This is a genomic window from Actinoplanes sp. CA-142083 (assembly GCF_050942195.1).
Taxonomy (GTDB): domain Bacteria; phylum Actinomycetota; class Actinomycetes; order Mycobacteriales; family Micromonosporaceae; genus Actinoplanes.
On record NZ_CP192076.1, the window covers coordinates 2,336,474 to 2,360,133 of the forward strand.

The window sequence follows — 23,660 nt, forward strand, 5'->3', positions numbered from 1 at the left end:
TCCGCTGAAGCGGGGGTGTGGCTGTGTCGTCCGGATCGAGCTCGGGTTCGGGTGCGGACCAGCACCTGCTGGCGCTGCTCCGGGCCATTCGGTTGCGCCAGGCCGCGCCGGATGCGGTGGCCGCCGGGGCGGCGGACACGGCGGCGGCGCTGTCCTCGGGTGAAGGGCTGGCCGCGCTTACCTCGGGGGAGACGCACGAAGCTTTGCCGGCGGCGCCGGAGCTGCCCGACCTCGAGGCGGGACGGACGACGGTACGGCCGGGTTGGGCGGTCACCCCGACGGATGAAACCGACATTTCCGAAATGGAAGCGGCGGCGGCGTTTTTTGATCAGGGCCTGCGGCCCCAAGAGCAAGGCACAACCGATGACGAGTACGAGGTGGAGGAGCGGGCCGGGCAGCTGAGCCGCAACCGCTTCGCCGGCCTGACCCCGGTGCGCCCCGAGCCGTCCCAGCGCGAGCCGTCTCCGCGCGAGCGGTCTTTGCGCGAGCCTTCTCCGCATGAGCCGTCGCGGCGCGAGCCGATGACGCGTGAGCCGATGACACGTGAGCCGATGACACGCCGGGCGGGACAGGGCGAGCCGCCGGTGAAGGGCGAGCCTCCGCGGGCCGAGACGACGGGGCTTGGGCGGCCGCGCTGGGCCTCGGGGGAGCCGGGCAGCTTCGACGCCACCGGCGCGCGCCTGCCCCGCATCGAGGGCATCACGCCGCCGCTGGTCGCCGCGCCCGGGCGCGCGTCGTCCGTGGACGGCATGGACCCGGCCGACGACGCGCTGCTGCGCCAGACCCAGCGGCTGCTGGGCGAGAGCCTCGGCTTCGCCGGCGGCGCCGCGGCCGTGGCCACCCGGCTGCGGGAGGCACTGCTCAAGGCCAGCCCCGCCCTGTTCGAGGCCCTGCCCGGCAACGCCGCGACCCAGACCGAGCGGCTGGCCGAGGGCCTCACCTGGCTCGTCGACCACCTCGACCAGCCTCCGGTGCTGGTCGGCGGCAGCTCCCGCCTCGGCGCCGCCCTCGCCGCCTGCGGTGTCGAGCCCGCTCAGCTCCAGTTCGCCGGCGCGGCGCTCGCCGAGGCGATCCGGGCCGGCTCCGGCGTGGGGGAGTGGCGTCAGGAGTTCGAGCTGGCCTGGCGCTCGACCTGGCAGCACCTCTACGAGTGGATCCTGCACGGCGAGGCCACCGCCGGCTACGAGCCGCCGGTCTGGACCGCGCAGGTCGTCTCGCACGAGCTGCGCCGCCCCGATCTGGCCGTCGTGAAGCTCCGGCCCTACCTGCCGATGCCGTTCCGGCCCGGCCAGTACGCCCGCATCGAGGTCGACCGCGTGCCCGGCGTGTGGCGGCCGTATTCGCTGGCCGGGGCGCCACGCCGGGACGACCTGGTCGAGCTGCACGTGCGGGCCAAGACCGAGACCGGCGTGAGCGGGACCCTCGTGCACCACACCCGGGTCGGGGACGAGGTACGCATCAGCCGGGCCGAGGGCGAGATGGGGCTGCCCGACCGCCCCGACCGCAACCTGCTGATGATCGCCGGGGACACCGGGGTGGCCCCGCTCAAGGCCCTCCTGACCGAGCTCGCGGACACCGGCGACGGGCGGTCGGCGGTGCTGTTCTGGGGCGTACGCGATCTGACCGAGCTCTACGACATCGAGGAGATCGCCGAGATCGCCCGCTCGGCGAAGCGGGCCACGGTGGTGCCGGTGGTCTCCGAGGGCGACCCCGGGCCGTACGCGTCCGGCCTGGTCACCGACGCGGTCGCGGCCTACGGGGAGTGGTCACGGCACGAGGTCTACCTGGCCGGTCCGCCGTTGATGCTGGCCGCCACGAGCGCCGCCCTGCGCCTGCTCGGCGTCACCCCCGACCAGATCCACCACGACGCGCCCGAGTAAAGGCGCGCCGGGCGGTAGGTGGCGCGCCGGGCGGGAGGAGGCGCGCCGGGGTGGAGGACGCGCGCCGCGGGGGAGGAGGCGCGCCGGAACGAGCGCTCAGAGGGCGGCGTTGAGGACTTTCGCGTAGGTCTCGGGGATGAACGTCTCGCCGGCGGGGGTGAGGACCGCCTCGCGGGAGGCCTCGGCCCACGCCGACGGCGGCACCGCGGCGCGCAGGGCGACCAGCACCGGCGCGTCGTCGGTCAGCATGGACAGGGCCACCAGCGACTCCTCGACCTCGCCGACGCACTCGAACGGCTTGTGCGCGTCGATGCCGAGCAGCTCGAGGAAGCCCGGCACCTGCGCGACGTCGCCGAACAGGTCGTGGCCGAAGATGTGGTTGAGGCGCTCGCGCGGCATGGCGGGCGCCATCGCCAGGTAGACGAAGCGGCACTTCGGACAGTCGCCGCACCACCGCGCGGTCGGGTCGTGCAGCTTGAACGCCTTGTTGCAGCTGGTCACCACGTCGTCGTAGGCGTCGTGCCGGGCGAACAGCTGGGCGATGTGCAGTTCCGACAACGACCTGAGCAGCGAGAAGTACGGCTCCGTCAGCCCGCTGTGCGCGATGACCGCCGCCCGCAGCAGGCCCTCGGCCACCACGCCCTTCGACCACTGGTGGTTGATCTCGTGGCCGTTCCAAATCAGGTTGGGGTCGCTGGCCGAGCGCTCGTTGGACATCACCACCGGGCCGAGCCCGTGCCAGGCGGCGGTGGCGATGGCGATCAGCGAGTTGATCGCCGTGACCGGGATGTGGCCGTTGAGTGCGCCGGCCTTGTTGAGCTCGAAGAGCCGCGGGTCGAGCTGCCGGCGGGCGGCCAGGGCGGGCGGGCCGGAGGCCTCGTTGACCGCCTTGATGACCGGGTTGGGGTTCACCGAGAACGGGACCGGGTCGAGGCCGGCCGCGCGCAGGATCTCGAGCGTGACGATCGAGTCCTTGCCGCCGCCGACCGCCGAGAGCGGGCGGCCCTGCGAGTTGTCGACCGGTGCCGCCTCCGCGGACACGCCCGGCACCTCGACGGTCTGCTCGAGCACGTGGGGGAGCTGGTTGCGGTAGGCGTACTCGGCCATGCCGTGGGTGTAGATGGCGGTGAAGTAATCGGCGGCGGCCTGCGGCACGGCGGTAGGCGCGACGACGCGCGCCGGGGCGCCGACCTTGTAGTAGCTCACGCCCGCGACGACGTGAAGCAGATCGAGTACGCGGTGGAAGGCGGCTGGCACGGGACGGTCGGAGACCGGGAAGGTGATCGTCTCGGTGAACGACAGAGGCGAGGGACCGTCGAGCACATAGTCGAACGTGGCGACCCCCGTCCGCTCGTCGAACGCGTACGAGGGGAAGCGCATGACGTCGAACTGCACCCGGAGACTCCTGTCGTGTGGCCGACCGGCAATACTAGTGCGACTCGACTAGGAGGATGCGACGTGCGTCTGGCAGACCTGAGCGGCCGGTCGGTAGCGGTCTGGGGCACCGGGCGGGAGGGCCGCGCCGCCGTCACCGCGATCGCGGAGCACAAGCCGTCGCGTCTGATCGCGGTCGATGACAGCGCCAACTTCCTCTCCATCCCCTGGGAGGGTGAGCTGTCCGCGCTGGCGCCCCTCGCCGGGGGAGATCACGCGTTTCCGGCTCTCGTCACCGCCGACGTGGTCGTGCGCTCGCCCGGCGTGCCGCAGACCCACCCGTGGATGAAGGAGCTGCGCGAGCGCGGCGTGACCGTGACCGGGGGTAGCGCCCTCTGGATGGCCGATCACGCAGCGCGCACGATCGGGGTCACCGGCAGCAAGGGCAAGAGCACCACGTCGAGCCTTGTCAGCCACCTGCTGTCCGCGGTCGGGCGGCCCAACGTCTTCGGCGGCAACATCGGCGTGCCGCTGCTCGACCTGCCCAAGGCGGCGCAGTACGTGCTGGAGCTGTCCAGCTACCAGTGCGCCGACCTGATGGACTCGCCGAGCGTCGCCGTGGTGACGTCGCTGTTCCCCGAGCACCTCGACGCGCACGGCGGCGAGAAGGAGTACTACCGCGACAAGCTCAACCTGCTGCGGCACGGGCCCGAGATGATCGTGGTGAACGGCGCCGACCTGCGGCTGCGCGACGAGATCCGGGGCCTGTGCGACCTCAACGGCTTCCCGCCGATCCCGGCCGGCGCCGACGACTCGCGCTTCCGGGTCGAGGACGAGTGGATCATGTGCTCCGACGAGCCGCTGTTCCACCGGGAGGCGCTGCACCTCAAGGGCGCGCACAACGGGCGCAACCTGTGCGTGGCGCTGGCCGTGCTGGACGGCATGGGTGTCGACGTCCCGGGCATGAAGGACGAGCTCCAGGCGGCGGTCGAGTCGTTCGAGGGGCTGCCGCACCGGCTGGCCGAGATCGAGGACCCGTCCGGCCTGACCTTCGTCGACGACACGCTTTCGACGAGCCCCTACGCCACGATGCATGCGATCGACGCGTACGCGAGCCGCCCGCTCACCGTGCTCGTCGGCGGCACCGACCGCGGGCTCGACTACGCACCGCTACGTGAATTCCTCACCGGCCGCGAACTCACCGTGATCGGCATCCCCGATTCGGGCCCGCGCATCATCGAGGCCGTCAAGGGGCTGCCGGGCATCCGGACGGAGATCGCCGAAGATCTCGAGACCGCCGTGCGCCTCTCCCGCGAGATCACGCCGGAGGGCGGGGTCGTGCTGCTGTCGCCGGGCGCGCCGAGCTATGGCAGATACCGCAACTTCGAGCACCGCTCCGAGGCGTTCGTCGAGGCGATCCGCGAGTCGGCCTGAGCCTTTCCCGGGGCCGCCGCCACGCTGAGTGAGTGGCTCGCGCGGTCAGAGCCGTAGGCCGCGACGACACGCCGACGGCGCCGCCAAGGCGCCGGCGGCATGGCCCGGCGGCCGGGTGACCAGCGCAAGGATGCACCCGGCGGCCCGCGGACGCGGGTTCGGGGCAAATCGGCGGGAACGCTCCCACGCCGTACGGTAAAAGTTTTGATCTTGCTTCGTCGTTGTTACGAAGCGTTCGGGAGATCGGTCGAACGGGCGAGTCTTTGTGGGCCGAACGTCGGTGAGGCATCCGACGAAATGCCTAGGACAAAGCGGGTTGAAACCGCCCATGTGACTGCGGTCACGCCGTAAAGAACATTTCCGGATTGATGACCGTCAAGCGCTCTCGCCGTAGCGCGCGCTCATCGCCGCAGGTCAGGTAACGGTTTGAAAACTTCGCCCACGGCCTTGACACAGACACCCATTTAGTAAGAACTTTTACCGCGACAGTAAACAGTCCTTCCTGAAAGGGTGGCCAATGAGCGAGCCAGAGATGGACGGCGCCGCGCCGACCGCGGTCGTCGACTCCCTGGTCGCCGATCAGGGCCAGCCGTCGGACGGGGTGCTCCTGCGGGTCCGCTCGCTGCTGCCGGAATTCACCGGCGCGCTCCGGCGAGTGGCCGAGCAGGTGCTCACCGACCCGGCGGCGGCTTCCCGCGCCACCATCGTCGAGCTCGCCGAGCGCAGCGGCACCTCACCGGCAACCGTCACCCGGTTCTGCCGCGCGCTCGGCTTCGACGGATACGCCGATCTGCGACTCGGGATCGCGGCCGAGACGGGCCGTGCGAGAAGCGCCGGCTGGACGGTCGACATCGGCCGCGAGATCCAGCCCAGCGACCCGCTCGCGCGGGTCCTCGGCCAGATCATGGCGGCCGACACCCGGGCGATGCACGACACCGCCGCGCTGCTCGATCTCGCCGAGGTGGAGCGGGCCGCGGTGGCGATCGCGGTGGCGCCCCGGGTCAACATCTTCGGCGCCAGCGGGAGCGCGCTGGTCGGCGAGGAGATGCAGTTCAGCCTGCACCGCATCGGCGTGCCGGTGTGGGCCTGGACCGACGTGCACAACGGCCTGGCGAGCGCCGCTCTGTCCCGGCCCGGCGACGTCGCGCTCGGCATCTCGCACTCGGGTGAGACCGGCGAGACCATCGAGCTGCTGGCCGAGGCCAGCAGCCGGGGTGCGACCACGATCGCCCTGACCAGCTTCCCCAAGTCGCCGCTGGCGGAGCTGGCCGACATCGTCCTGCTCACCGCCACCCAGGCGACGACCTTCCGGCCGGATGCGCTCTCCGCCCGGCACCCCCAGCTGGTCGTCCTCGATCTGCTCTATGTCGCGGTCGCACAGCGGACCCACGAACGTTCGCATGCGGCCTTTCAAGTAACCGCTCAAGCCGTCCACGGCCACAAGGCCGCCAAGGACGGGCATTCGTCATGAATACCCGTCCAACCACCCCACCACCGCCCAAAAGCGGAAATGAAAATCCCTATTTCTCATATATGGAGGAAGCGTGAAGCGCAAGATCGTGGCAGCCGCGGCCCTCGCCGCTACGCTGCTCGGCGCCGCCGCCTGCGGCTCCAACGACGATGACTCCCCCACGACGTCCGCTTCCGGCCCGGTCGACGGCAAGGGCAAGACCATCAAGGTCTGGCTGATGGTCGACGCGCAGAGCGCCTGGAAGGGCGTGGTCGACGACGCGTCCAAGCGGTTCACCGACGCGACCGGCGCTCAGGTCAACGTCGAGTACCAGCAGTGGGCCAACCACCTCACCAAGCTGGACGCGACGCTCGCCGGGTCGGACGTGCCGGACGTGATCGAGCTCGGCAACACCGAGTTCCCGAAGTACGTGTTCTCGCAGGCGTTCGCCGCGATCAACCCGGCCGACTACGAGAACTCCGGCACCTGGCTGCAGGGCCTCAAGGGCGCCTGTGACTTCGAGGGCCAGACCTACTGCGTGCCCTACTACGCGGGCGCCCGGGTGCTGATCTACCGCACCGACCTGTTCAAGAAGGCCGGCATCGCCGACGCCCCCAAGACGTACGACGAGTTCCTGGCCGACGCCGACAAGCTGCAGGCCGCACAGAAGTCGGACGCCAAGTTCGGCGCCATGTACATGCCGGGCCAGTACTGGTACGCGGCGATGTCCTGGGTGAAGGCGTCCGGCGGCGAGATCGCCAAGCAGGACGGCGACAAGTGGGCCGGCCAGCTCTCGCAGCCGGCCTCGATCACCGGCCTGCAGAAGTGGGTCGACATGGTCAAGAAGTACTCGAAGGCCGACCCCACCAAGAACGAGAACGACCAGGCCGGCATCTTCGCCCAGGGCCAGTCCGGCATGTTCTACGGCAACGCCTGGGAGCAGGGCGCCGCGGAGCAGGTGAAGAAGGACCCGAACGACCCGAACTCCCCGCTGGTCGACACCAAGGTCAAGGGCAAGCTGGCCGCCGCGCCGATGCCCGACGTCCCGTCCTTCCTCGGCGGTTCCAACCTCGGCGTCGCGGCCAAGAGCCAGAACAAGGAGCTGGCCGCGCAGTGGATCAAGTACTTCACCGACAGCACGTCGATGACCGGGCTGATCAAGGCCAACGCGCTGCCGAACGCGACCGCGCTGCTGGACAAGGCCGCCACTGACAACCCGACCATCGCGCCGGCCGCTCTCGCCGCGAAGAGCAGCTGGTTCACCCCGAGCGCCGAGAAGTGGGCGGACGTCGAGAAGGGCAACATCCTCCAGACGATGCTCACCGACATCCTGACCGGCAAGAAGTCCGTGGCCGACGGCGCCAAGTGGGCCGACGACCAGATCAACACGACGCTCAACGAAAGCTGAATTTCCGGAGCCGCCCGCCCTGGTGAAAAGGGCGGGCGGCGAACCGCCTGAAAAGGAACGTTGATGTCCGTCGTCGAGACCCCGACGACCCGCCGGACGGGCGGGTCCACACCGCACCGTGCCCCAGGCCGCGCGACCCGGAAGCGCCGCCGTCAGATCGCCGGCCTGCCCTGGCTGCTCTCCATCCCCACCCTGCTGCTGCTCGCCGGGCTGCTCGGTTATCCGCTGGTGCGGATGATCGTGCTGTCCTTCCAGAACATGCGGCTGCGCGAGCTGCTCAGCGGACGCACGCCACCGTGGGTCGGCTTCGACAACTACACCAAGGTCCTCACCGACTCGGTCTTCTGGACCGTGGTCGGCCGCACCGTCGCCTTCACGGTCGTCACCGTGACCATCTCGGTCGTCATCGGACTCGGGATCGCGCTGCTGATGCGGCGGGTCGCCCGCGGCGTACGGCTGCTCATGATCGTCGCGATGATGTTCGTCTGGGCCATGCCGCAGCTGGTCGCGGCGCAGGCCTTCCGCTGGATCACCGACTCCGACTTCGGCGTCCTCAACTACCTGATCGACCTGCTGCCCGGCGTGGACTACCAGAACCACAGCTGGTTCGTGAACCCGTGGCAGGGCTGGTCGGTCATCACCACGCTGGTGGTCTGGGCCGGCATCCCGTTCCTCGCGATCACCCTGAACGCCGGGCTCACGCAGGTGCCGAAGGAGCTCATCGAGGCGGCCACGGTGGACGGCGCGTCGTCCTGGCAGACCCTGCGCAGCATCACGTTGCCGATCCTCAAGCCGCTGCTGACGATCGTCACGACGCTCTCGGTGATCTGGGACTTCGGGCTGTTCACCCAGAACTGGGCGCTGCGCGACGGCCACCCGGAGCCGCAGTTCCAGACGCTGGCGACCTACTCGTACACGCAGGCGTTCGGCCAGTCCCGCTACAGCCTCGGCTCGGCGATCTCGGTGATCACCGTGCTGTTGATGCTCGGCGTGATGGCGTTCTACATCCGGCAGATGTTCAAGATCGGGGAGGTGGACTGATGGTCGCCACGACTCCGGGCGCTCCCGCGGTGCGCCGTCGCAAGCGGACCGACGACGGCGTGGTCACCGTCGGCCGCAGCCGGAGCGGCACGATCCTCGCCAACACCACCGGCGTGATCTTCTCGCTGCTCATGCTGTTCCCGGTCTACTGGGTGCTCAACACCGCCTTCAAGCCGGCCAACGAGGTGCTGGCGCTGACGCCGACCTTCGTGCCGAAGGATCCGACCTTCGACAACTTCGTGTCGGCGTTCAAGGCGCCCCTGTTCCTGCAGAACATGCTCAACGGCCTGATCGTCACGCTGCTGGCGGTGGCCGGCGCGCTGGTGGTCGGCTTCCTGGCCTCGCTCGCGATCGCCCGGTTCAACTTCTACGGCCGTAAGGCGATCATCCTGGTGGTCCTCGGCGTGCAGCTCGTGCCGCTGCTCGCGCTGCTGATCCCGCTGTTCCTCATGCTGCAGAGCGCTAACTTGACCAACAGTCTGATCGGTGTGAGTATCACCTACTTGGTCCTGATCTTGCCCTATACCGTGTGGACACTGCGTGGCTTCATTTCCGGGATCCCCCGCGAGCTCGACGAGGCGGCTCTGATCGACGGCTGCACGCGTGGGCAGGTGTTCTGGCGCATCATCCTGCCGCTGACCGGCCCCGGCCTGGTGGCGACCAGCGTCTACGGGTTCATCCAGGCCTGGAACGAATTCATCATCATCAACACGCTCAACAGCCCGGCCAAGCAGAACCTGATGGCCTGGCTGCTGCAGAACCAGACAACTCGCGGTACCGCCTGGGGTCCCCTCATGGCCGGTGCGATCATCACCTCGATCCCGGTGGTGATTTTCTTCCTGATCATCCAACGCAACATCGCCACCGGTCTCACCGCCGGTGCCGTCAAGGGCTGATCGGGTTCCCCCACAGATGAGCACAAGCACTGAGGAGATGCTGTGACTGAGATATTCGCCAAGGCCGAGGTCGACCGCCGTACGCTTCTGCGCCGCGCGGCCGCCGTCGGTCTGATGGCCACCCCCGCGGTGGGCATGCTGAGCGCGTGTGTCGGCGGCGGTGACGACGACAAGACGCAGGACCAGGCGACCGGCACCAAGTCGGCCGAGAACCCGCTGGGCATCGACCCCAAGGCGGGCGTCGAGATCATCATCTTCAACGGTGGCCTGGGCACCGCGTACGCCACCGATGTGGACACCCCGCTGTTCAACAAGAAGTGGCCGGACGCCAAGATCAAGTACTCGACGACCGAGCAGATCTCGACCGTCGTGCAGCCCCGGATCAACGCCGGCAACCCGCCGGACATGATCAACAACTCGGGCTCGAACCTCATGGACTTCGGCGCGATCGTCAAGGCCGGCCAGGCCGCCGACCTGACCGACCTGTTCGCGGCGCCGTCCTGGGACGTGTCCGGCAAGACCGTCGCCGAGACGCTGGTGCCGGGCGCCGTCGAGCAGGGCTCGTACGACGGCAAGCCGTTCGCGATGAACTACTCGTTCACCGTCTTCGGCCTCTGGTTCAACAAGAAGCTCTTCGACTCGAAGGGCTGGAAGAACCCGACCACCTGGGCCGAGTTCACGGCCCTGTGCGACCAGATCAAGGCGGCCGGCGTCACGCCGTTCGGCTACGCGGGCGCCAACGCGTCGTACTACATGGTCCGCGCCCTGCTCACCAGCGCCGCCAAGATCGGCACCGAGCAGGCGCTCAAGGACATCGACAACCTGAAGCCGGGCGCGTGGACGGCCGACCCGATCAAGCAGGCCGCGCAGGCCTGGGGCGAGATCGGCAACAAGTACATCAACAAGACCTTCCTCGGCCTCAAGCACACCGAGGTCCAGCTCCAGCAGAACCAGGACAAGCTGGCGTTCTACCCCTGTGGCTCCTGGCTCGAGAACGAGCAGGCCAAGGACACCCCGCCCACCTTCGAGTACGCCGTGCAGGCGTACCCGAGCGTGACCGCCTCGGACAAGCTCCCGGCGACCGCCATCAACGCGGCGGCCGGCGAGATCTACTTCGCGGCGGCCAAGGGCGCCAACCCGCAGGGCGGCAAGGAGTACATCCGCGCGATGCTCTCCAAGGAGGCGGCGCTGGGCTTCACCAAGCTCACCAAGTCGCTTACGGTGGTGGCGGGCGCGGCCGACGGCCAGACCATCTCGCCCGGTCTGACCAGTGCGAACGACGTGCTCGGCAAGGCCGGCAAGGACGTGTTCATGGGTTACCTGTTCGACACCTGGTACAAGAAGCTCGACGACGAGTCGCGCGCGGCCGTCAACGACCTCATGTTCAAGGGTGGCGACGCCCAAAAGTTCTGCGACCGGATGGAGACGGCGTCCCAGAAGGTCGCCAAGGACTCCTCGGTCACCAAGTTCACCCGTAGCTGAGTTTTAAGAGGTAGGCGCCATGCGGCACGGCAAGTATCCCTTCATCATCGGCTTCCTTGTCGTGCCGGTGGCGCTCTACTGCACCTTCGTGGTCGCGGCGTACATCCAGAGTTTCCAGCTCTCGATGACCAGCTGGTCGGGCTTCGGCCCGATCAAGTACATCGGCTTCGAGAACTTCCAGAAGCTCTGGAACGACGATCTGTTCTGGCAGTCGTTGCGCCACAACCTGTTCCTGCTGATCTTCCTGCCGATCATCACGATCGCCGTCGCGCTGGTCTTCGCGTTCCTGCTCAACGTCGGCGGCACCCACAAGGGCGGCCAGACCCGGGGCGTGCGCGGCTCGAAGGTCTACCGGATCATCTTCTTCTTCCCGCAGCTGCTCGCCCTCGCGATCATCGCGGTGATCTTCCAGCGGGTCTTCGGCCCCGACAAGAGCGGCATGATCAACGGCCTGTTCCCGGAGTCGTGGAGCCCCTGGCTCTTCCTCGCCGACGAGCGCTGGGCCATGACCTGCATCCTGGTCGTGCTGATCTGGCAGGCGATCGGCTTCTACGTGGTGCTGTTCTCGGCCGGCATGGGCTCGATCTCCCAGGAGATCTACGAGGCCGCCGCGCTGGACGGCGCCTCCCGCATCACGCTGTTCTTCCGGATCACGATCCCGCTGCTGTGGGGGACGATCCAGGTCGCCTGGGTCTACCTGGGCATCGCGGCGTTCGACGCGTTCGCCCTCGTCAACATCATGACGGTCGACCGCGGCGGCCCCAACGGCGCCTCCTCGGTGCTGAGCCTCATGATCTATCGCAACACCTTCGAGTTCTCGCAGGTCGGTTACGCCTCCGCGCTCGGCGTCGTGTTGTTCTTCCTGACCCTGACCTTCGCCGCGCTGACCCTGAGGGTCACCCGCCGCGAGTCCGTCGAAGCCTGAGGTTCAGCGATGGCCAACGTCACCCAAGCTCCCGACGTCGTCCCCGCCCCCAAGGCGAAGAGCGCCGGCGTCAAGCCCAGCACCAAACGCGACGTCAACGCCTTCACCGGCCTGGCCCACATCGGCCTGGTCCTGTGGGCGCTGGTCACCGCCGGCCCGCTGATCTGGGTGCTGCTCGCGTCCTTCAAGAGCAACACCGAGATCTTCCTGGGCAAGCCGTTCGCGCTGCCGCAGAGCTTCTCCTTCCAGACGTACGTGGACGCGTGGAACGAGGCGCACATCGGGCGCTACTTCTTCAACAGCGTCCTGGTGGTCATCCTGAGCACGGCCGGCACCATGGTGCTCGGCTCGATGGCCGCGTACGTGCTGGCCCGCTACCGCTTCTTCGGCAACAGGTTCATCTACTACCTGTTCGTCTCCGGCCTGGCCTTCCCGACCTTCATGGCGCTGGGCCCGCTGTTCTACATCCTCAAGAACATGGGCCTGCTGGGCACCTACACCGGCCTGGTGCTGGTCTACATCGCCTACTCGCTGCCGTTCACGGTCTTCTTCCTGGCCGCGTTCTTCAAGACGCTGCCCTACGAGATCGAGGAAGCGGCCACGGTCGACGGCGCCTCCCACACCCGCAAGTTCTTCCAGATCATGATGCCGATGGCCCGCTCCGGCCTGGTCAGCATCACCATCTTCAACATCGTCGGCCAGTGGAACCAGTACCTGCTCCCGGTAGTGGTCATCAGCGGCCCCGGCGCCGAGCAAAAGATGCTGCTGACCCAGGGCATAGCCCAGATCAGCGTCTCGGCCGGCTACCACGCCCAGTGGTCCACGCTCTTCGCCGCCCTGGTCCTCTCGATCCTCCCGATGATCGTCGTCTACGCGATCTTCCAGCGCCAGATCCAGGCAGGCCTGACCGCAGGCGCCGTCAAGTAGCCCTTTCCCACGGCGACAGGGACCGACCTTGGTCCCTGTCGCCGCTTTGGTTGCGCATCCCCATTTGATACGGGCCAACGCAGAGCCCCCGCCGAGCCCGCCAAGCAGGCGATGGGTCACCCTCCGCGCGCGGCCGCCGGGCTGGCCTGCGTGGCACGCCACCACCCCCCGGCCCCGCGCCCCGCCCATCGAGCCGTCGCCCCGTCTGCCGCAATGAGCCCGCCGCCCCAAGCGAGAGTGTCGTCTCGCGTGCTGGCGTCGTCTCGCGCCCCGGCGCTTGCCTCGCGCCCGCGCTTGCCTCGCGCCCGCGCTTGCCTCGCGCCCGCGCTTGCCCCGCGCCCGCGCTTGCCCCGCGTGCTCGCCCCGCGCGCTCGCGCATGTCTCGCCTGCTCGCGACCGCGCGCCTCACAATCTTGATAGCGTGCCGTTCGGCGCGAACAGCAACTCATCATCCTCGATTGCCCGCCGTCAGCCACGACCAGAAATAAACGGATATTTCCGGTGCGGGCCAGGTCGTCGTCCCGCGATGTGGCCCAAGCCGCCACCCATCGGGACCGGTCGCCAGCATCCGGGATGGCGTCCCGCCAACCGAGAAGAGTCGCCACCTGACGGGATCCGACGGTGCCACCCGCCATGCGCGACCGGCCGCACTCGCCGCGACCGGGCAGCACCGGGCATGGCGAACCTGCCCAACCACGACGCCACCGCGACCGGCCGCACTCGCCGCAACCGGGCAGCACCGGGCATGGCGAACCTGCCCAACCACGCCACCGCGACCGGCCGCACTCGCCGCAACCGGGCAGCACCGGGCATGGCGAACCTGCCCAACCACCACGCCACCGCGACCGGCCGCACCCGCCGCAACCGGGCAGCACCGGGCATGGCAAACGCGGCCCAACCACCATCGCGCCGCGTTGGCCGCGACCAGGCAGACGCCGGCTTGCCGCCCGGCGTCGCGGCTCACGAAGCGCGCCGCGGCAGCGGTCAGGCCGGACGCAGGGCCCGCTCGGCGTCGGCGAGGTGGCCGACCGGCGGCCCGGGACGTGACCGCCGCGGGGGAGGCGCTGCTCGCGCCCGCGGTGACCCGGCGGCTGATCAACGAGGTCGCCCGGCGGGACACATCGTCCTAGTCCCAGCTGGCGAAGTACGAGGCCGCCATGTCGGAGTCGGAGTGGCCCTGCTCGCCCGCGCGGCGGAAGCGCTCGGCGCCGGCGGCTGCCACGTCCAGGCGTACGCCATGGTCTTGCCCTGCCTCGACGATCAGCCGGGCGTCCTTCTCGGCTGTGCCCACCGCGAAGCTGGCCGGCGTGAGCCGGTCCTCGATGATCAGCTGGGACTTGGCGTGCAGGTAGCCCATGTCCAGCGGACCGCCCGCGATCAGCTGGAAGAACGCGTCGGGCGCCACGCCCAGGCCCTTGGCCAGCGCCAGCGTCTCGGCCGCGCCGTGTGTCACGGCCAGCACCCAGCTGTTCGCCACCAGCTTGAGCTTGGTCGCGCTCGCGTCGGCGGCGTCCGTGCCGGTCCAGACCGTGCGGGCGCCGACCGCGTCGAAGATCGGCTGCACCGCGGCGCGGTAGTCCTCGGGGCCGGCGGCCAGCACGCTGAGCTGCCCGGCCTCGGCCGGCTGGCGGGTGCCCAGCACCGGCGCGTCGAAGAAGATCACGCCGCGCTCGGCGGCCGTGGCGGCCAGCTTCGCGACGTCGGCGGGCGACGAGGTGGTCGACTGGATCCAGTATGTGCCGGGGCGCAGCGAGCCGGCCGCCTGCTCGATGACCTCGCGCACGGTCTCGCCGTCGAAGAGCATGGTCAGCACGACGTCGGCGTGGCGGACGGCCTCGGCGGCAGTGGCGGCGGTGGGCAGGCCGGTCGCCTCGGCCTTCTCCGGCGAGCGGTTCCACACGGTGACGGCGTGGCCGGCCTTCGCGATGTTCTTCGCCATCGCGGCGCCCATGATCCCGGCGCCGAGGACGGCAACGTTCAGTCCTTCACTCATACCGCCCTTTTTACAACGCCATCTTCAGCAGCGCCTCGGTTGCCGGCCCCGGCGGTGTCGCCGGCAGGGCGACGGAGACCTGCCAGGACGCCTGCTGGGTCTTGAGCGTCGCCGCGTGCAGGCCCTTCGCCTGCGGCTTGCGGGTCACCGGCGCCGGCACCAGCGCCACCCCGAGCCCTTGCTGCACGAAGTCGAGCAGCGTGTGCACATCGTTGACCTCGACGCTGATCCGCCGGTCGGCCAGCGCCAGGTCGTTGACGCGGCGGGCGCCCCAGTCGGCGCTGAAGTCGACGAAGTCCTCGTCCCTGAGCTCCTCGACGTCGACCACATCAAGATCGGCGAGTGGGTGGCCCGGGTGGGTGAGCAACATCATGTCCTCGGTGGCGAGGGGCATCAGGCGTACGCCCTCGGGCGCCGGACCGGGAAGCGCGACAAAACCGACATTGAGCCGGCCCTGCCGGATCTGTTCGACGATCTGGCCGGAACCCGCGTAGCGCAGCCGGATCTCCACCCCCGGATGCGCCCGGCGGAACGACGCCAGGACCGGCGGCAGGTCGACCACGCCGAGGCAGTGCTCCGAGCCGACCGTCAGGCTGCCGCGCAGCAGCCCGCGCACCGCCGCCACCGCGTCCCGCGCCGCCGACGCGCTGGCCAGCGTGCGGTGCGCCTCGGTGAGCAGCGCCCGGCCCGCGTCGGTCAGCTCGACCCGGCGGGTGTTGCGCACGAACAGGTCGGCGTCCAGGTCCTTCTCCAGGGCCCGGATCGAGGCGGACAGGCCCGACTGGGCCACCCGCATCCGCTCGGCGGCCCGGGTGAAATGCCGCTCCTCGGCGACCGCGACGAAGTACTCGAGATGGCGAAGCTCCACGATTCAGAAGTCTAGGTGCTGAATCCGAGCGGTTTCTTCTGTTGGACGCTGAGCGGGTCGGTGGACCAGTCTTTGGTCATGCAGACTCGACGAATCGGCGATCTCCAGGTCAGCGCGATAGGGCTCGGCGGCATGCCGATGTCGATCGAGGGGCGGCCGGACGAGGACCGTTCCGTCCGCACCGTGCACGCCGCCCTGGAGGCCGGCATCACGCTGATCGACACCGCCGACGCGTACCACATCCACGCCGACGAGGTCGGCCACAACGAGACGCTCATCGCGCGGGCTCTCGCCTCGTACGGCGGCGACACCTCGTCGGTGCTGGTCGCCACCAAGGCCGGCCACCTGCGCCCCGGCGACGGCAGCTGGACCGTCGACGGGTCACCGACGCACATCTTCGAGGCGTGCGAGGCGTCGTTGAAGCGGCTCGGCGTCGAGGCGATCGGGCTGTACCAGTACCACCGCCCCGACCCGCACGTGCCGTGGGCCGACTCGATCGGCGCGATCCGCGACCTGCTCGACGCCGGCAAGATCCGGCTGGCGGGCGTCTCCAACGCCAACCCCGCGCAGATCCTCGAGGCGCAGCAGATCCTCGGCGGCCGGCTGGTCTCGGTGCAGAACCAGTTCTCCCCGTCGTTCCTCTCCTCGGCGCCAGAGCTCGCGCTCTGCGACGAGCTGGGGATCGCCTTCCTGCCGTGGTCGCCGTTGGGTGGCATCCGGCGGGCCGGTGACCTGGGCGGCGGCTTCGTGACCGTGGCCGAGCGGCACGGCGTCAGCCCGCAGCAGGTCTGCCTCGCCTGGCACCTCGCCAAGTCGCCGGTGGTCATCCCCATCCCGGGCGCCTCGCGTCCGTCTTCGATCACCGATTCGGCCGCTTCTGTGGAATTGTCGCTTTCGGCCGAAGATCTCGCCCTACTTCCCTGAGGACTCCACCCGTGTCTGTCTACGACGCTTCCCCGGACCGTTACTCGTCGATGGAGTACCGGCGCACCGGCCGCAGCGGGCTCAAGCTGCCCGAGGTCTCGCTGGGGCTCTGGCACAACTTCGGCGACGACAAGCCGTTCGAGACGCAGCGGGCCATTCTGCGGCGCGCCTTCGACCTCGGCATCACCCACTTCGACCTGGCCAACAACTACGGCCCGCCGTACGGCTCGGCCGAGACCAACTTCGGCCGGCACCTGGCCTCAGATTTCGCTCAATATCGCGATGAGCTGGTCATTTCAACCAAGGCCGGGTACGACATGTGGCCCGGGCCCTACGGCGAGTGGGGTTCGCGGAAGTACGTGACCGCCTCGCTCGACCAGTCGCTCAAGCGGATGGGCCTCGAGTACGTCGACATCTTCTACTCGCACCGCCTCGACCCGGACACCCCGCTCGAGGAGACCATGGGCGCGCTGGCCTCGGCGGTTAAGGCCGGCAAGGCGCTCTATGTCGGGATTTCTTCGTACTCTCCGGCCAAGACGGCCGAGGCGGCCGCGATCCTGCGCGACCTCGGGACGCCGCTGCTGATCCACCAGCCGTCGTACTCGATGCTGAACCGCTGGATCGAGGACGACGGGCTCCTCGACGTGCTGGAGGAGGTCGGCGCGGGCTGCATCGGCTTCTCGCCGCTGGCGCAGGGCATGCTGACCGACCGCTACCTGCAGGGTGTGCCGGAAGGGTCGCGGGCCAGCGAGGACAAGTCGCTCTCCACCGACCTGCTGTCCTCGGGCAACCTCGACAAGATCCGCGCCCTCAACGACATCGCCGCCCGTCGCGGCCAGTCCCTGGCCCAGATGGCGATCGCCTGGTCCATCCGCGACCCCCGGATGACCTCGGTCGTCCTGGGCGCGAGCAGCGTGGCCCAGCTGGAGAACAACGTGGCCTCGCTGAACAACGCGTCCTTCTCGGCCGACGAGCTGGCCGAGATCGACAAGTACGCCACCGAGTCCGGCATCAACCTGTGGGCCCGATCGAGCGACGCGGGTTAAAGTCCGCGGATGAAAGCGATCATCTTCCATGGCACCGGGGGCAATCCAGAGGTCGCGTGGTATCCGTGGCTGGCGGAACGGCTGCGGAAGCGTGGATACGACGTCGAGGTGCCGCATTACCCGGGCCTGAACGTCGAGCCGATTGCCGCGTTCCTGCCGGGTGTGCTCGCGGCTCATGAGTTCGGCGAGCACACCGTGGTGGTGGGGCACTCGGGCGGCGCGGCGCTGCTGCTCGCCCTGCTCGAGCACGTGAAGGTCGACCGGGCGTACCTGGTCGCCGGCTACTGCACGCGGCCGAACGAGTCGGAGGAGCCGGTTCTCCAGGAGAGCTATGACTGGGACGCGATCCGGTCGAACGTGCGGGAGATCTACTTCATCAACTCCGCCAAGGACCCGTACGGCTGCGACGCCGACCAGGGGCGGACCATGTTCGACCGCCTCGGCGGCACCCAGATCGTCCGCAACGACGGCCACTTCGGCGACTACAACCAGGACTACGACGAGTTCCCGCTGCTGGACCGCCTCATCGGCTGAGCCGGTCCAGCAGCGCGGGCGTCACTCGGTCTCGTAGGCCAGGTTGGGGCGCAGCCAGCGCTCGACCTCGTCGAGCGGCATGCCGCGCCGGGCCGCGTAGTCGGCGACCTGGTCCTTGCCGAGCCGGCCGACGGTGAAATAGCGCGAGCCGGGGTGCGCGAAGATCAGGCCGCTCACGGCCGCGGCGGGCGTCATCGCGTACGACTCCGTCAGTCCCACGCCGATCGTGTCGGTGCCGAGAAGCTCGAAGAGGTCCTTCTTCTCGCTGTGGTCGGGGCTCGCGGGATAGCCCAGCGCCGGCCGGATGCCACGGAACCGCTCGGCGTGCAGGTCTTCCAGGGCGGGCTGCGCCTCCGGCTCGAACCACTCGCGGCGGGCCTTGAGGTGCAGGTACTCCGCGAACGCCTCGGCCAGCCGGTCGGCCAGCGCCTTCACCATGATCGCCCGGTAGTCGTCGTTCTCCGCCTCGTACCGCTCGGCCAGCTCCTGTGCGCCGTGGATGGCCACCGCGAAGCCGCCCAGGTGATCGCCGGCGGGGGCGATGTAATCGGCGAGCGAGCGGTTGGCCCGCCCGGCCGGCTTCTCGGTCTGCTGGCGCAGCATCGGGAACTTCGCGCCATTGTCGAGCACGATGTCGTCGCCCTCGGAGTGCGCGCCCCAGAACCCGTACAGTCCCCGGGCCTGGAAGGAGCCCTCGGCGATGATCTTGTCGAGCAGGGTGTTGGCGTCGTCCCACAACTCGCGGGCCACCGGCTGCTCGAGGATCTGCGGGAACTTGCCCTTGAGCTCCCAGGCGAGGAACAGGAACGTCCAGTCGACCAGCTCCCGCAGCTCGGCGATGGACGGCTCCACCACCCGTACGCCGGTGAATGCGGGAGTGGGCAGGTCGCTGAAGTCGACCACCTCGCGGTTGGCCCGCGCCTGCTCGACAGTGAGCAGCGGCTGGGCGTGCCGGTTCGCGTGCTGCTCGCGCAGCCGCTCCTGGTCGGCCCGGTTGGTGACGTCCAGCTTCTCGGCGCGGTCGGGGTCGAGCAGGTCGGCGACCACGCCGACGACCCGGGAGGCGTCGAGCACGTGGACCGTGGAGGCGCCGTACGCGGGAGCGATCCGCACCGCCGTGTGCTGCTTGGACGTGGTCGCGCCGCCGATCAGCAGCGGCAGCTTGAGGCCGCGCCGCTCCATCTCGGCGCCGACCGACACCATCTCGTCGAGAGACGGGGTGATCAGGCCGGACAGCCCGATCACGTCGGCGCCCTCGGCCACCGCGGTGTCCAGGATCTTGGCGGCCGGCACCATCACGCCGAGGTCGATCACCTCGTAGTTGTTGCAGCCCAGCACCACGCCCACGATGTTCTTGCCGATGTCGTGGACGTCGCCCTTGACCGTGGCCAGCACGACCTTGCCCTGGCCGCGGCCGGTCGGCACGATGCCGGCGGCCAGCGCCCGCGCCTTCTCCTCCTCCATGTACGGCTCGAGGTAGGCCACCGAGCGCTTCATCACGCGGGCGCTCTTGACCACCTGCGGCAGGAACATCTTGCCGGAGCCGAACAGGTCGCCGACGATCTTCATGCCGTCCATGAGGGGGCCCTCGATGACCTCGAGCGGCCGCGGGTAGAGCTGCCGGGCCTCCTCGGTGTCGTCCTCGATGAAGTCGACGATGCCGTGCACGAGCGCGTGCGACAGCCGCTCGGCGACCGGCGCCTCGCGCCACGACAGGTCGACCTCGCGCTGCTTGCCCTTGCCGGTGACCGTCTGCGCGTAGCTGACCAGGCGGTCGGTGGCGTCGGCCCGGCGGTCGAAGAGCACGTCCTCGACCAGCTCCAGCAGCTCGGCCGGGATGTCCTGGTAGACGGCGAGCTGGCCGGCGTTGACGATGCCCATGTCGAGGCCGGCCTGGACCGCGTAGAAGAGGAAAGCGGAGTGCATGGCCTCGCGGACCACGTCGTTGCCGCGGAACGAGAACGACAGGTTGGAGATGCCGCCGCTGGTGCGCGCGCCCGGGCAGCGGGCCTTGATCAGCGGAAGGGCCTCGATGAACGCCTTCGCGTACCCGTTGTGCTCGCTGATGCCGGTCGCGACGGCCAGCACGTTCGGGTCGAAGATGATGTCGTCGGGCGCGAAGCCGGCCTCGTCGACCAGCAGGTCGTAGGCGCGGCCGCAGATCTCGACCTTGCGGTCGCGGGTGTCGGCCTGGCCCTGCTCGTCGAAGGCCATCACGACCACGCCGGCGCCGAAGTTGCGGATCTGCTGGGCGTGCTTGAGGAAGACCTCCTCGCCCTCCTTCAGGCTGATCGAGTTGACCACGCCCTTGCCCTGCACGCACTTGAGCCCGGCCTCGAGCACGCTCCACTTGGAGCTGTCGATCATGACGGGGATCCGGGCGACCTCGGGCTCGGTGGCGATGAGGTTGAGGAACGTGGTCATCGCCTGCTCGCTGTCGAGCAGGTCGGCGTCCATGTTCACGTCGAGCAGGTTGGCGCCGCCGCGCACCTGGTCGAGCGCCACGTCGACGGCGCCCTGGTAGTTGTCGGCCTCGATGAGCCGGCGGAACCGGGCGCTTCCGGTGACGTTGGTGCGCTCGCCGATCATGACGAAGCCGGTGTCGGGGCCGATCGCGAACGGCTCGAGGCCGCTGAAGCGGGTCGTTGCTTTCGGCGGGTTGATCGCGCGCGGCTTCTGCCCGGCGGCTTTGGTGGCGATTTGTCCGATGTGCGCGGGTGTCGTCCCGCAGCAGCCGCCGACGATGTTGACCAGGCCGGACTCCACGAACTCGCCGACCAGGGCCGAGGTCTGCGCCGGGGTCTCGTCGTAGCCGCCGAACGCGTTGGGCAGGCCGGCGTTGGGGTGAGCGGCGACGAAGGTGTCGGACAACCGGGCCAGCTCGGCCACGTGCGGGCGCATCTCGGTCGCGCCGAGCGAGCAGTTCACGCCGACGACCAGCGGGTGGGCGCGCTCGATCGAGCGCCAGAACGCCTCGACGGTCTGGCCCGAGAGCGTACGGCCGGACAGGTCGACGATCGTCACCGAGATCCACAGCGGCAGTTCGGGCGCCACCTCGTGGGCCGCCGCGATCGCCGCCTTCGCGTTGAGGGTGTCGAAGATCGTCTCGACCAGCAGCAGGTCGACGCCGCCCTCGGCCAGCGCCGCGATCTGCTCGGCGTAGGACGCCTTGACCTGGTCGAACGTTACCGCGCGGAAGGCCGGGTCGTCGACCTTGGGGGAGAGCGAGAGCGTCACGTTCAGCGGGCCGACCGAACCGGCGACGAACCGGATCTTCCCGTCGCGCTCGGCGGCCTCATCGGCCGCCTGACGGGCGAGCTGGGCGCCGCGGACGTTCATGTCCTTCACGTACGCCTCGAGGCCGTAATCCGCCTGGGCGATGCTCGTGGCCGTGAACGTGTTGGTGGTGGTGATGTCGGCGCCGGCCGCGAGGTATTGCCGGTGGACGTCGAGGATCACGTCGGGGCGGGTGAGGATGAGCAGGTCGGGGTCGCCGGTGACGTCCTGCGGGTGATCGGCCTTGATCAGGTCACCGCGGTAGTCCTCGGGCTTGAGCTTGGCGCCCTGCAGCATCGTGCCCCACGCGCCGTCCAGCACCAGGACACGCTCACCCAGAAGCCGCTTCAGCTCCGCGACACGGGCCTTTCTCTCCATACCGACCACCTCCGTGGTAACAACGGAGGCGCCCTTGGTCGGAATTCACCGAGCGAGCGTGGCGGGTGTCACCCCGTTGCAGCGCCTCTCGCTTCGGACCACCAAACTTACCTCAATATCACTTCGCCTCGGCGTACGCGCCAACTACTGAGACATCGAGCGGGAACCGCACCGCGGTGTCGCCGAACAGCAGTCGCCCAGCCTGGACGGCACTCGCGTTCACCGCCTCGGCGACGCCGGCCGCCTCCTCCTCCGGGCAATGCACCACCACCTCGTCGTGCACGAACAGGACAAGCTCGGCCTTACTGCCCTCCAGGGCGGTCCGCAGCGTCGCCAGCAGCGTCAGCGCCCACTCGGCGGCGGTCGCCTGCACCACGAAGTTGCGGGTGAACCGCCCCCGGGCCCGCCCCGAGGCCCCGCCCTGCGGCAGCTCGGCCGAGCCGGCCTCCTCCGGCGGATCGAGCCCCGCGTCCCGCCACGCGGCGGCGGCCGGCGGGCAGGTGCGGCCCAGCCACGACCGGACCAGGCCGCCCGCCTCGCCGGTGCGGGCGGCGGCCTCGACGAACTCGAAGGCCACCGGATAGTGCTTGCGCAGGACGGCCAGCGCCGGGATGGCGGCGCCGCCGGTCTGCCCGTACATGGCGCCGAGCAGGGCGACCTTGGCCCTGGCCCGGTCACCCTCGAACGAGTCGGTGGCCAGCGCCGCGTAGAGGTCACCCTCGGCGGCCGCGGCGGCCAGCCGCCGGTCACCCGAGACGGCCGCGAGCACCCGCGGCTCGAGCTGACCGGCGTCGGCCACCACGAAGCGCCAGCCCGGATCGGCGATGACCGCCCGGCGCACGACCTTGGGCACCTGCAGCGCGCCGCCGCCGCGGGTCGCCCAGCGCCCCGAGACGACGCCGCCCGGGACGTACTCGGGCCGGAAGCGGCCGTCGCGCACCCAGGAGTCACACCAGGACCAGCCGTGCGCCGTCCAGATGCGGTAGAGCTCTTTGTATTCCAGAAGGGGCCGCACGGCCGGATGGTCAACCCGTTTGAGCACCCAGGCACGGGTGTTGGGGATCTCCACGCCGTTACGGGCGAAAGCCCTTACGACCTCCGCGGGGGAATCAGGGTGCAGGCCGCGCATGCCGAGCGCCTCGTTGATGGTGGCGGTCAGCTCGGCCAGCCGCCGGGGCGGCCCCACCGGCTGCGGCGCCCCCAGCAGCTCACGCAGCAGCTGATCGTGCACGTCGGCCCGCCAGGGCAGCCCCGCGTGCCCCATCTCGGCCCCCACCAGGGCCCCCGCCGACTCGGCCGCGATCAGCAGCCGGAACCGCCCCGGCTGCACGGTGGCGGCGGTGCGCGCGAGCTGGTCCGCGTACACATCACGAATGGCCTCGACCACATCGAAGCCGGCGGCGGACGGCGGAGCGGAAGTGGTCTCGAAGAGCGCCGCCTGGGCAAAGCCCGGCGGCTCCGGCTGCCGGGGCGGCGGATCGGCGGGGACGGGAAGGCCGTGCAGGCGGGCGCGGGCGGCGGCGAGGGAGCGGGGGGCGCCCCAGCGGCCCTCGTGGCCGAGCAGCAGCGCCTCGGTCAGCTCGAGGTCATGACAGCGCGCGACGCGGACGCCGGCGCGCAGGAGAGCGGGGTAGATGTCGGCCGTGGCGGGCCAGACCCACCGGGGTTGGTCCGACGACTCACGCTCGGCGATGGCGGCGGCGAGATCGGGCACGTGGCGCGGGGCGCCGGCCGGCAGCTCCGCCAGACGGCCACCACGGCCGTCGGGATCGGGAACCACCGCAAGGAGCATGAAGTCTTTCTACGCCGGGGGTATGACAAGTT

At 69.7% G+C, this 23,660-nt stretch carries 17 protein-coding genes; 12 read left to right on the top strand and 5 right to left on the bottom strand.

What is annotated here, in order from left to right:
• The first annotated feature begins 23 nt into the window (after nucleotides 1-23).
• A complete protein-coding gene (locus ACQPZX_RS11135; RefSeq protein ID WP_433378137.1) occupies nucleotides 24-1,880 on the top strand; it encodes a flavohemoprotein in 1,857 nt (618 codons plus the stop codon).
• A 96-nt stretch (nucleotides 1,881-1,976) separates the two neighbouring features.
• Here ACQPZX_RS11135 and ACQPZX_RS11140 read toward each other — a convergent pair whose 3' ends face one another.
• Entirely contained in the window at nucleotides 1,977-3,260 is a 1,284-nt protein-coding gene (locus ACQPZX_RS11140; RefSeq protein WP_433385187.1) for a hypothetical protein, read from the bottom strand.
• 78 nt (nucleotides 3,261-3,338) lie between these two features.
• On the opposite strand from ACQPZX_RS11140, the gene murD reads away from it, so the two are divergent.
• From murD to ACQPZX_RS11180, 8 genes are all read left to right on the top strand, one after another.
• Complete coding sequence (gene murD / locus ACQPZX_RS11145; protein WP_433378140.1) at nucleotides 3,339-4,688, top strand: UDP-N-acetylmuramoyl-L-alanine--D-glutamate ligase; 1,350 nt, start codon at nucleotides 3,339-3,341, stop codon at nucleotides 4,686-4,688.
• A 517-nt stretch (nucleotides 4,689-5,205) separates the two neighbouring features.
• Entirely contained in the window at nucleotides 5,206-6,159 is a 954-nt protein-coding gene (locus ACQPZX_RS11150; RefSeq protein WP_433378143.1) for a MurR/RpiR family transcriptional regulator, read from the top strand.
• Nucleotides 6,160-6,232: 73 nt separating this feature from the next.
• Nucleotides 6,233-7,546 (top strand): extracellular solute-binding protein, encoded by a 1,314-nt coding sequence (locus tag ACQPZX_RS11155; protein WP_433378146.1) that lies wholly within the window; start codon nucleotides 6,233-6,235, stop codon nucleotides 7,544-7,546.
• Between the two features lie 63 nt (nucleotides 7,547-7,609).
• Complete coding sequence (locus ACQPZX_RS11160; protein WP_433378149.1) at nucleotides 7,610-8,587, top strand: carbohydrate ABC transporter permease; 978 nt, start codon at nucleotides 7,610-7,612, stop codon at nucleotides 8,585-8,587.
• Entirely contained in the window at nucleotides 8,587-9,483 is an 897-nt protein-coding gene (locus ACQPZX_RS11165; protein ID WP_433378152.1) for a carbohydrate ABC transporter permease, read from the top strand. Before ACQPZX_RS11160 ends, ACQPZX_RS11165 begins: the two co-directional genes overlap by 1 nt.
• 42 nt (nucleotides 9,484-9,525) lie before the next feature.
• A complete protein-coding gene (gene ngcE / locus ACQPZX_RS11170) occupies nucleotides 9,526-10,965 on the top strand; it encodes an N-acetylglucosamine/diacetylchitobiose ABC transporter substrate-binding protein (protein WP_433378155.1) in 1,440 nt (479 codons plus the stop codon).
• 19 nt (nucleotides 10,966-10,984) lie between these two features.
• The gene (locus ACQPZX_RS11175; protein ID WP_433378158.1) at nucleotides 10,985-11,890 is read left to right on the top strand and encodes a carbohydrate ABC transporter permease; all 906 of its coding nucleotides are present in this window, start codon (nucleotides 10,985-10,987) and stop codon (nucleotides 11,888-11,890) included.
• Nucleotides 11,891-11,899: 9 nt separating this feature from the next.
• Nucleotides 11,900-12,817 (top strand): carbohydrate ABC transporter permease, encoded by a 918-nt coding sequence (locus ACQPZX_RS11180; RefSeq protein ID WP_433378161.1) that lies wholly within the window; start codon nucleotides 11,900-11,902, stop codon nucleotides 12,815-12,817.
• A gap of 1,126 nt (nucleotides 12,818-13,943) precedes the next feature.
• Here ACQPZX_RS11180 and ACQPZX_RS11185 read toward each other — a convergent pair.
• The gene (locus ACQPZX_RS11185; protein WP_433378164.1) at nucleotides 13,944-14,810 is read right to left on the bottom strand and encodes an NAD(P)-dependent oxidoreductase; all 867 of its coding nucleotides are present in this window, start codon (nucleotides 14,808-14,810) and stop codon (nucleotides 13,944-13,946) included.
• A 10-nt stretch (nucleotides 14,811-14,820) separates the two neighbouring features.
• Nucleotides 14,821-15,678 carry a LysR family transcriptional regulator gene (locus tag ACQPZX_RS11190; RefSeq protein WP_433378167.1) on the bottom strand — a complete coding sequence of 286 codons (858 nt, stop codon included), beginning with the start codon at nucleotides 15,676-15,678 and terminating at the stop codon, nucleotides 14,821-14,823.
• 78 nt (nucleotides 15,679-15,756) lie between these two features.
• On the opposite strand from ACQPZX_RS11190, the gene ACQPZX_RS11195 reads away from it, so the two are divergent.
• Genes ACQPZX_RS11195 through ACQPZX_RS11205 form a run of 3 tightly spaced genes read left to right on the top strand, consistent with a single transcriptional unit; the run spans nucleotide 15,757 to nucleotide 18,182 of the window.
• Nucleotides 15,757-16,602 (top strand): aldo/keto reductase, encoded by an 846-nt coding sequence (locus ACQPZX_RS11195; protein ID WP_433378170.1) that lies wholly within the window; start codon nucleotides 15,757-15,759, stop codon nucleotides 16,600-16,602.
• A gap of 50 nt (nucleotides 16,603-16,652) precedes the next feature.
• Nucleotides 16,653-17,648, top strand: coding sequence for an L-glyceraldehyde 3-phosphate reductase (gene mgrA, locus ACQPZX_RS11200; protein ID WP_433385190.1), 996 nt, complete (start codon nucleotides 16,653-16,655; stop codon nucleotides 17,646-17,648).
• Nucleotides 17,649-17,657: 9 nt separating this feature from the next.
• Entirely contained in the window at nucleotides 17,658-18,182 is a 525-nt protein-coding gene (locus ACQPZX_RS11205) for an alpha/beta hydrolase (RefSeq protein WP_433378173.1), read from the top strand.
• A gap of 21 nt (nucleotides 18,183-18,203) precedes the next feature.
• On the opposite strand, the gene metH is transcribed toward ACQPZX_RS11205, so the two are convergent.
• Both metH and ACQPZX_RS11215 read right to left on the bottom strand, forming a co-directional pair.
• Nucleotides 18,204-21,797, bottom strand: a complete 3,594-nt coding sequence (gene metH / locus ACQPZX_RS11210) for a methionine synthase (RefSeq protein ID WP_433385193.1) — start codon at nucleotides 21,795-21,797, stop codon at nucleotides 18,204-18,206.
• A 157-nt stretch (nucleotides 21,798-21,954) separates the two neighbouring features.
• Complete coding sequence (locus ACQPZX_RS11215; RefSeq protein ID WP_433378176.1) at nucleotides 21,955-23,628, bottom strand: bifunctional 3'-5' exonuclease/DNA polymerase; 1,674 nt, start codon at nucleotides 23,626-23,628, stop codon at nucleotides 21,955-21,957.
• Nucleotides 23,629-23,660: the final 32 nt, after the last annotated feature.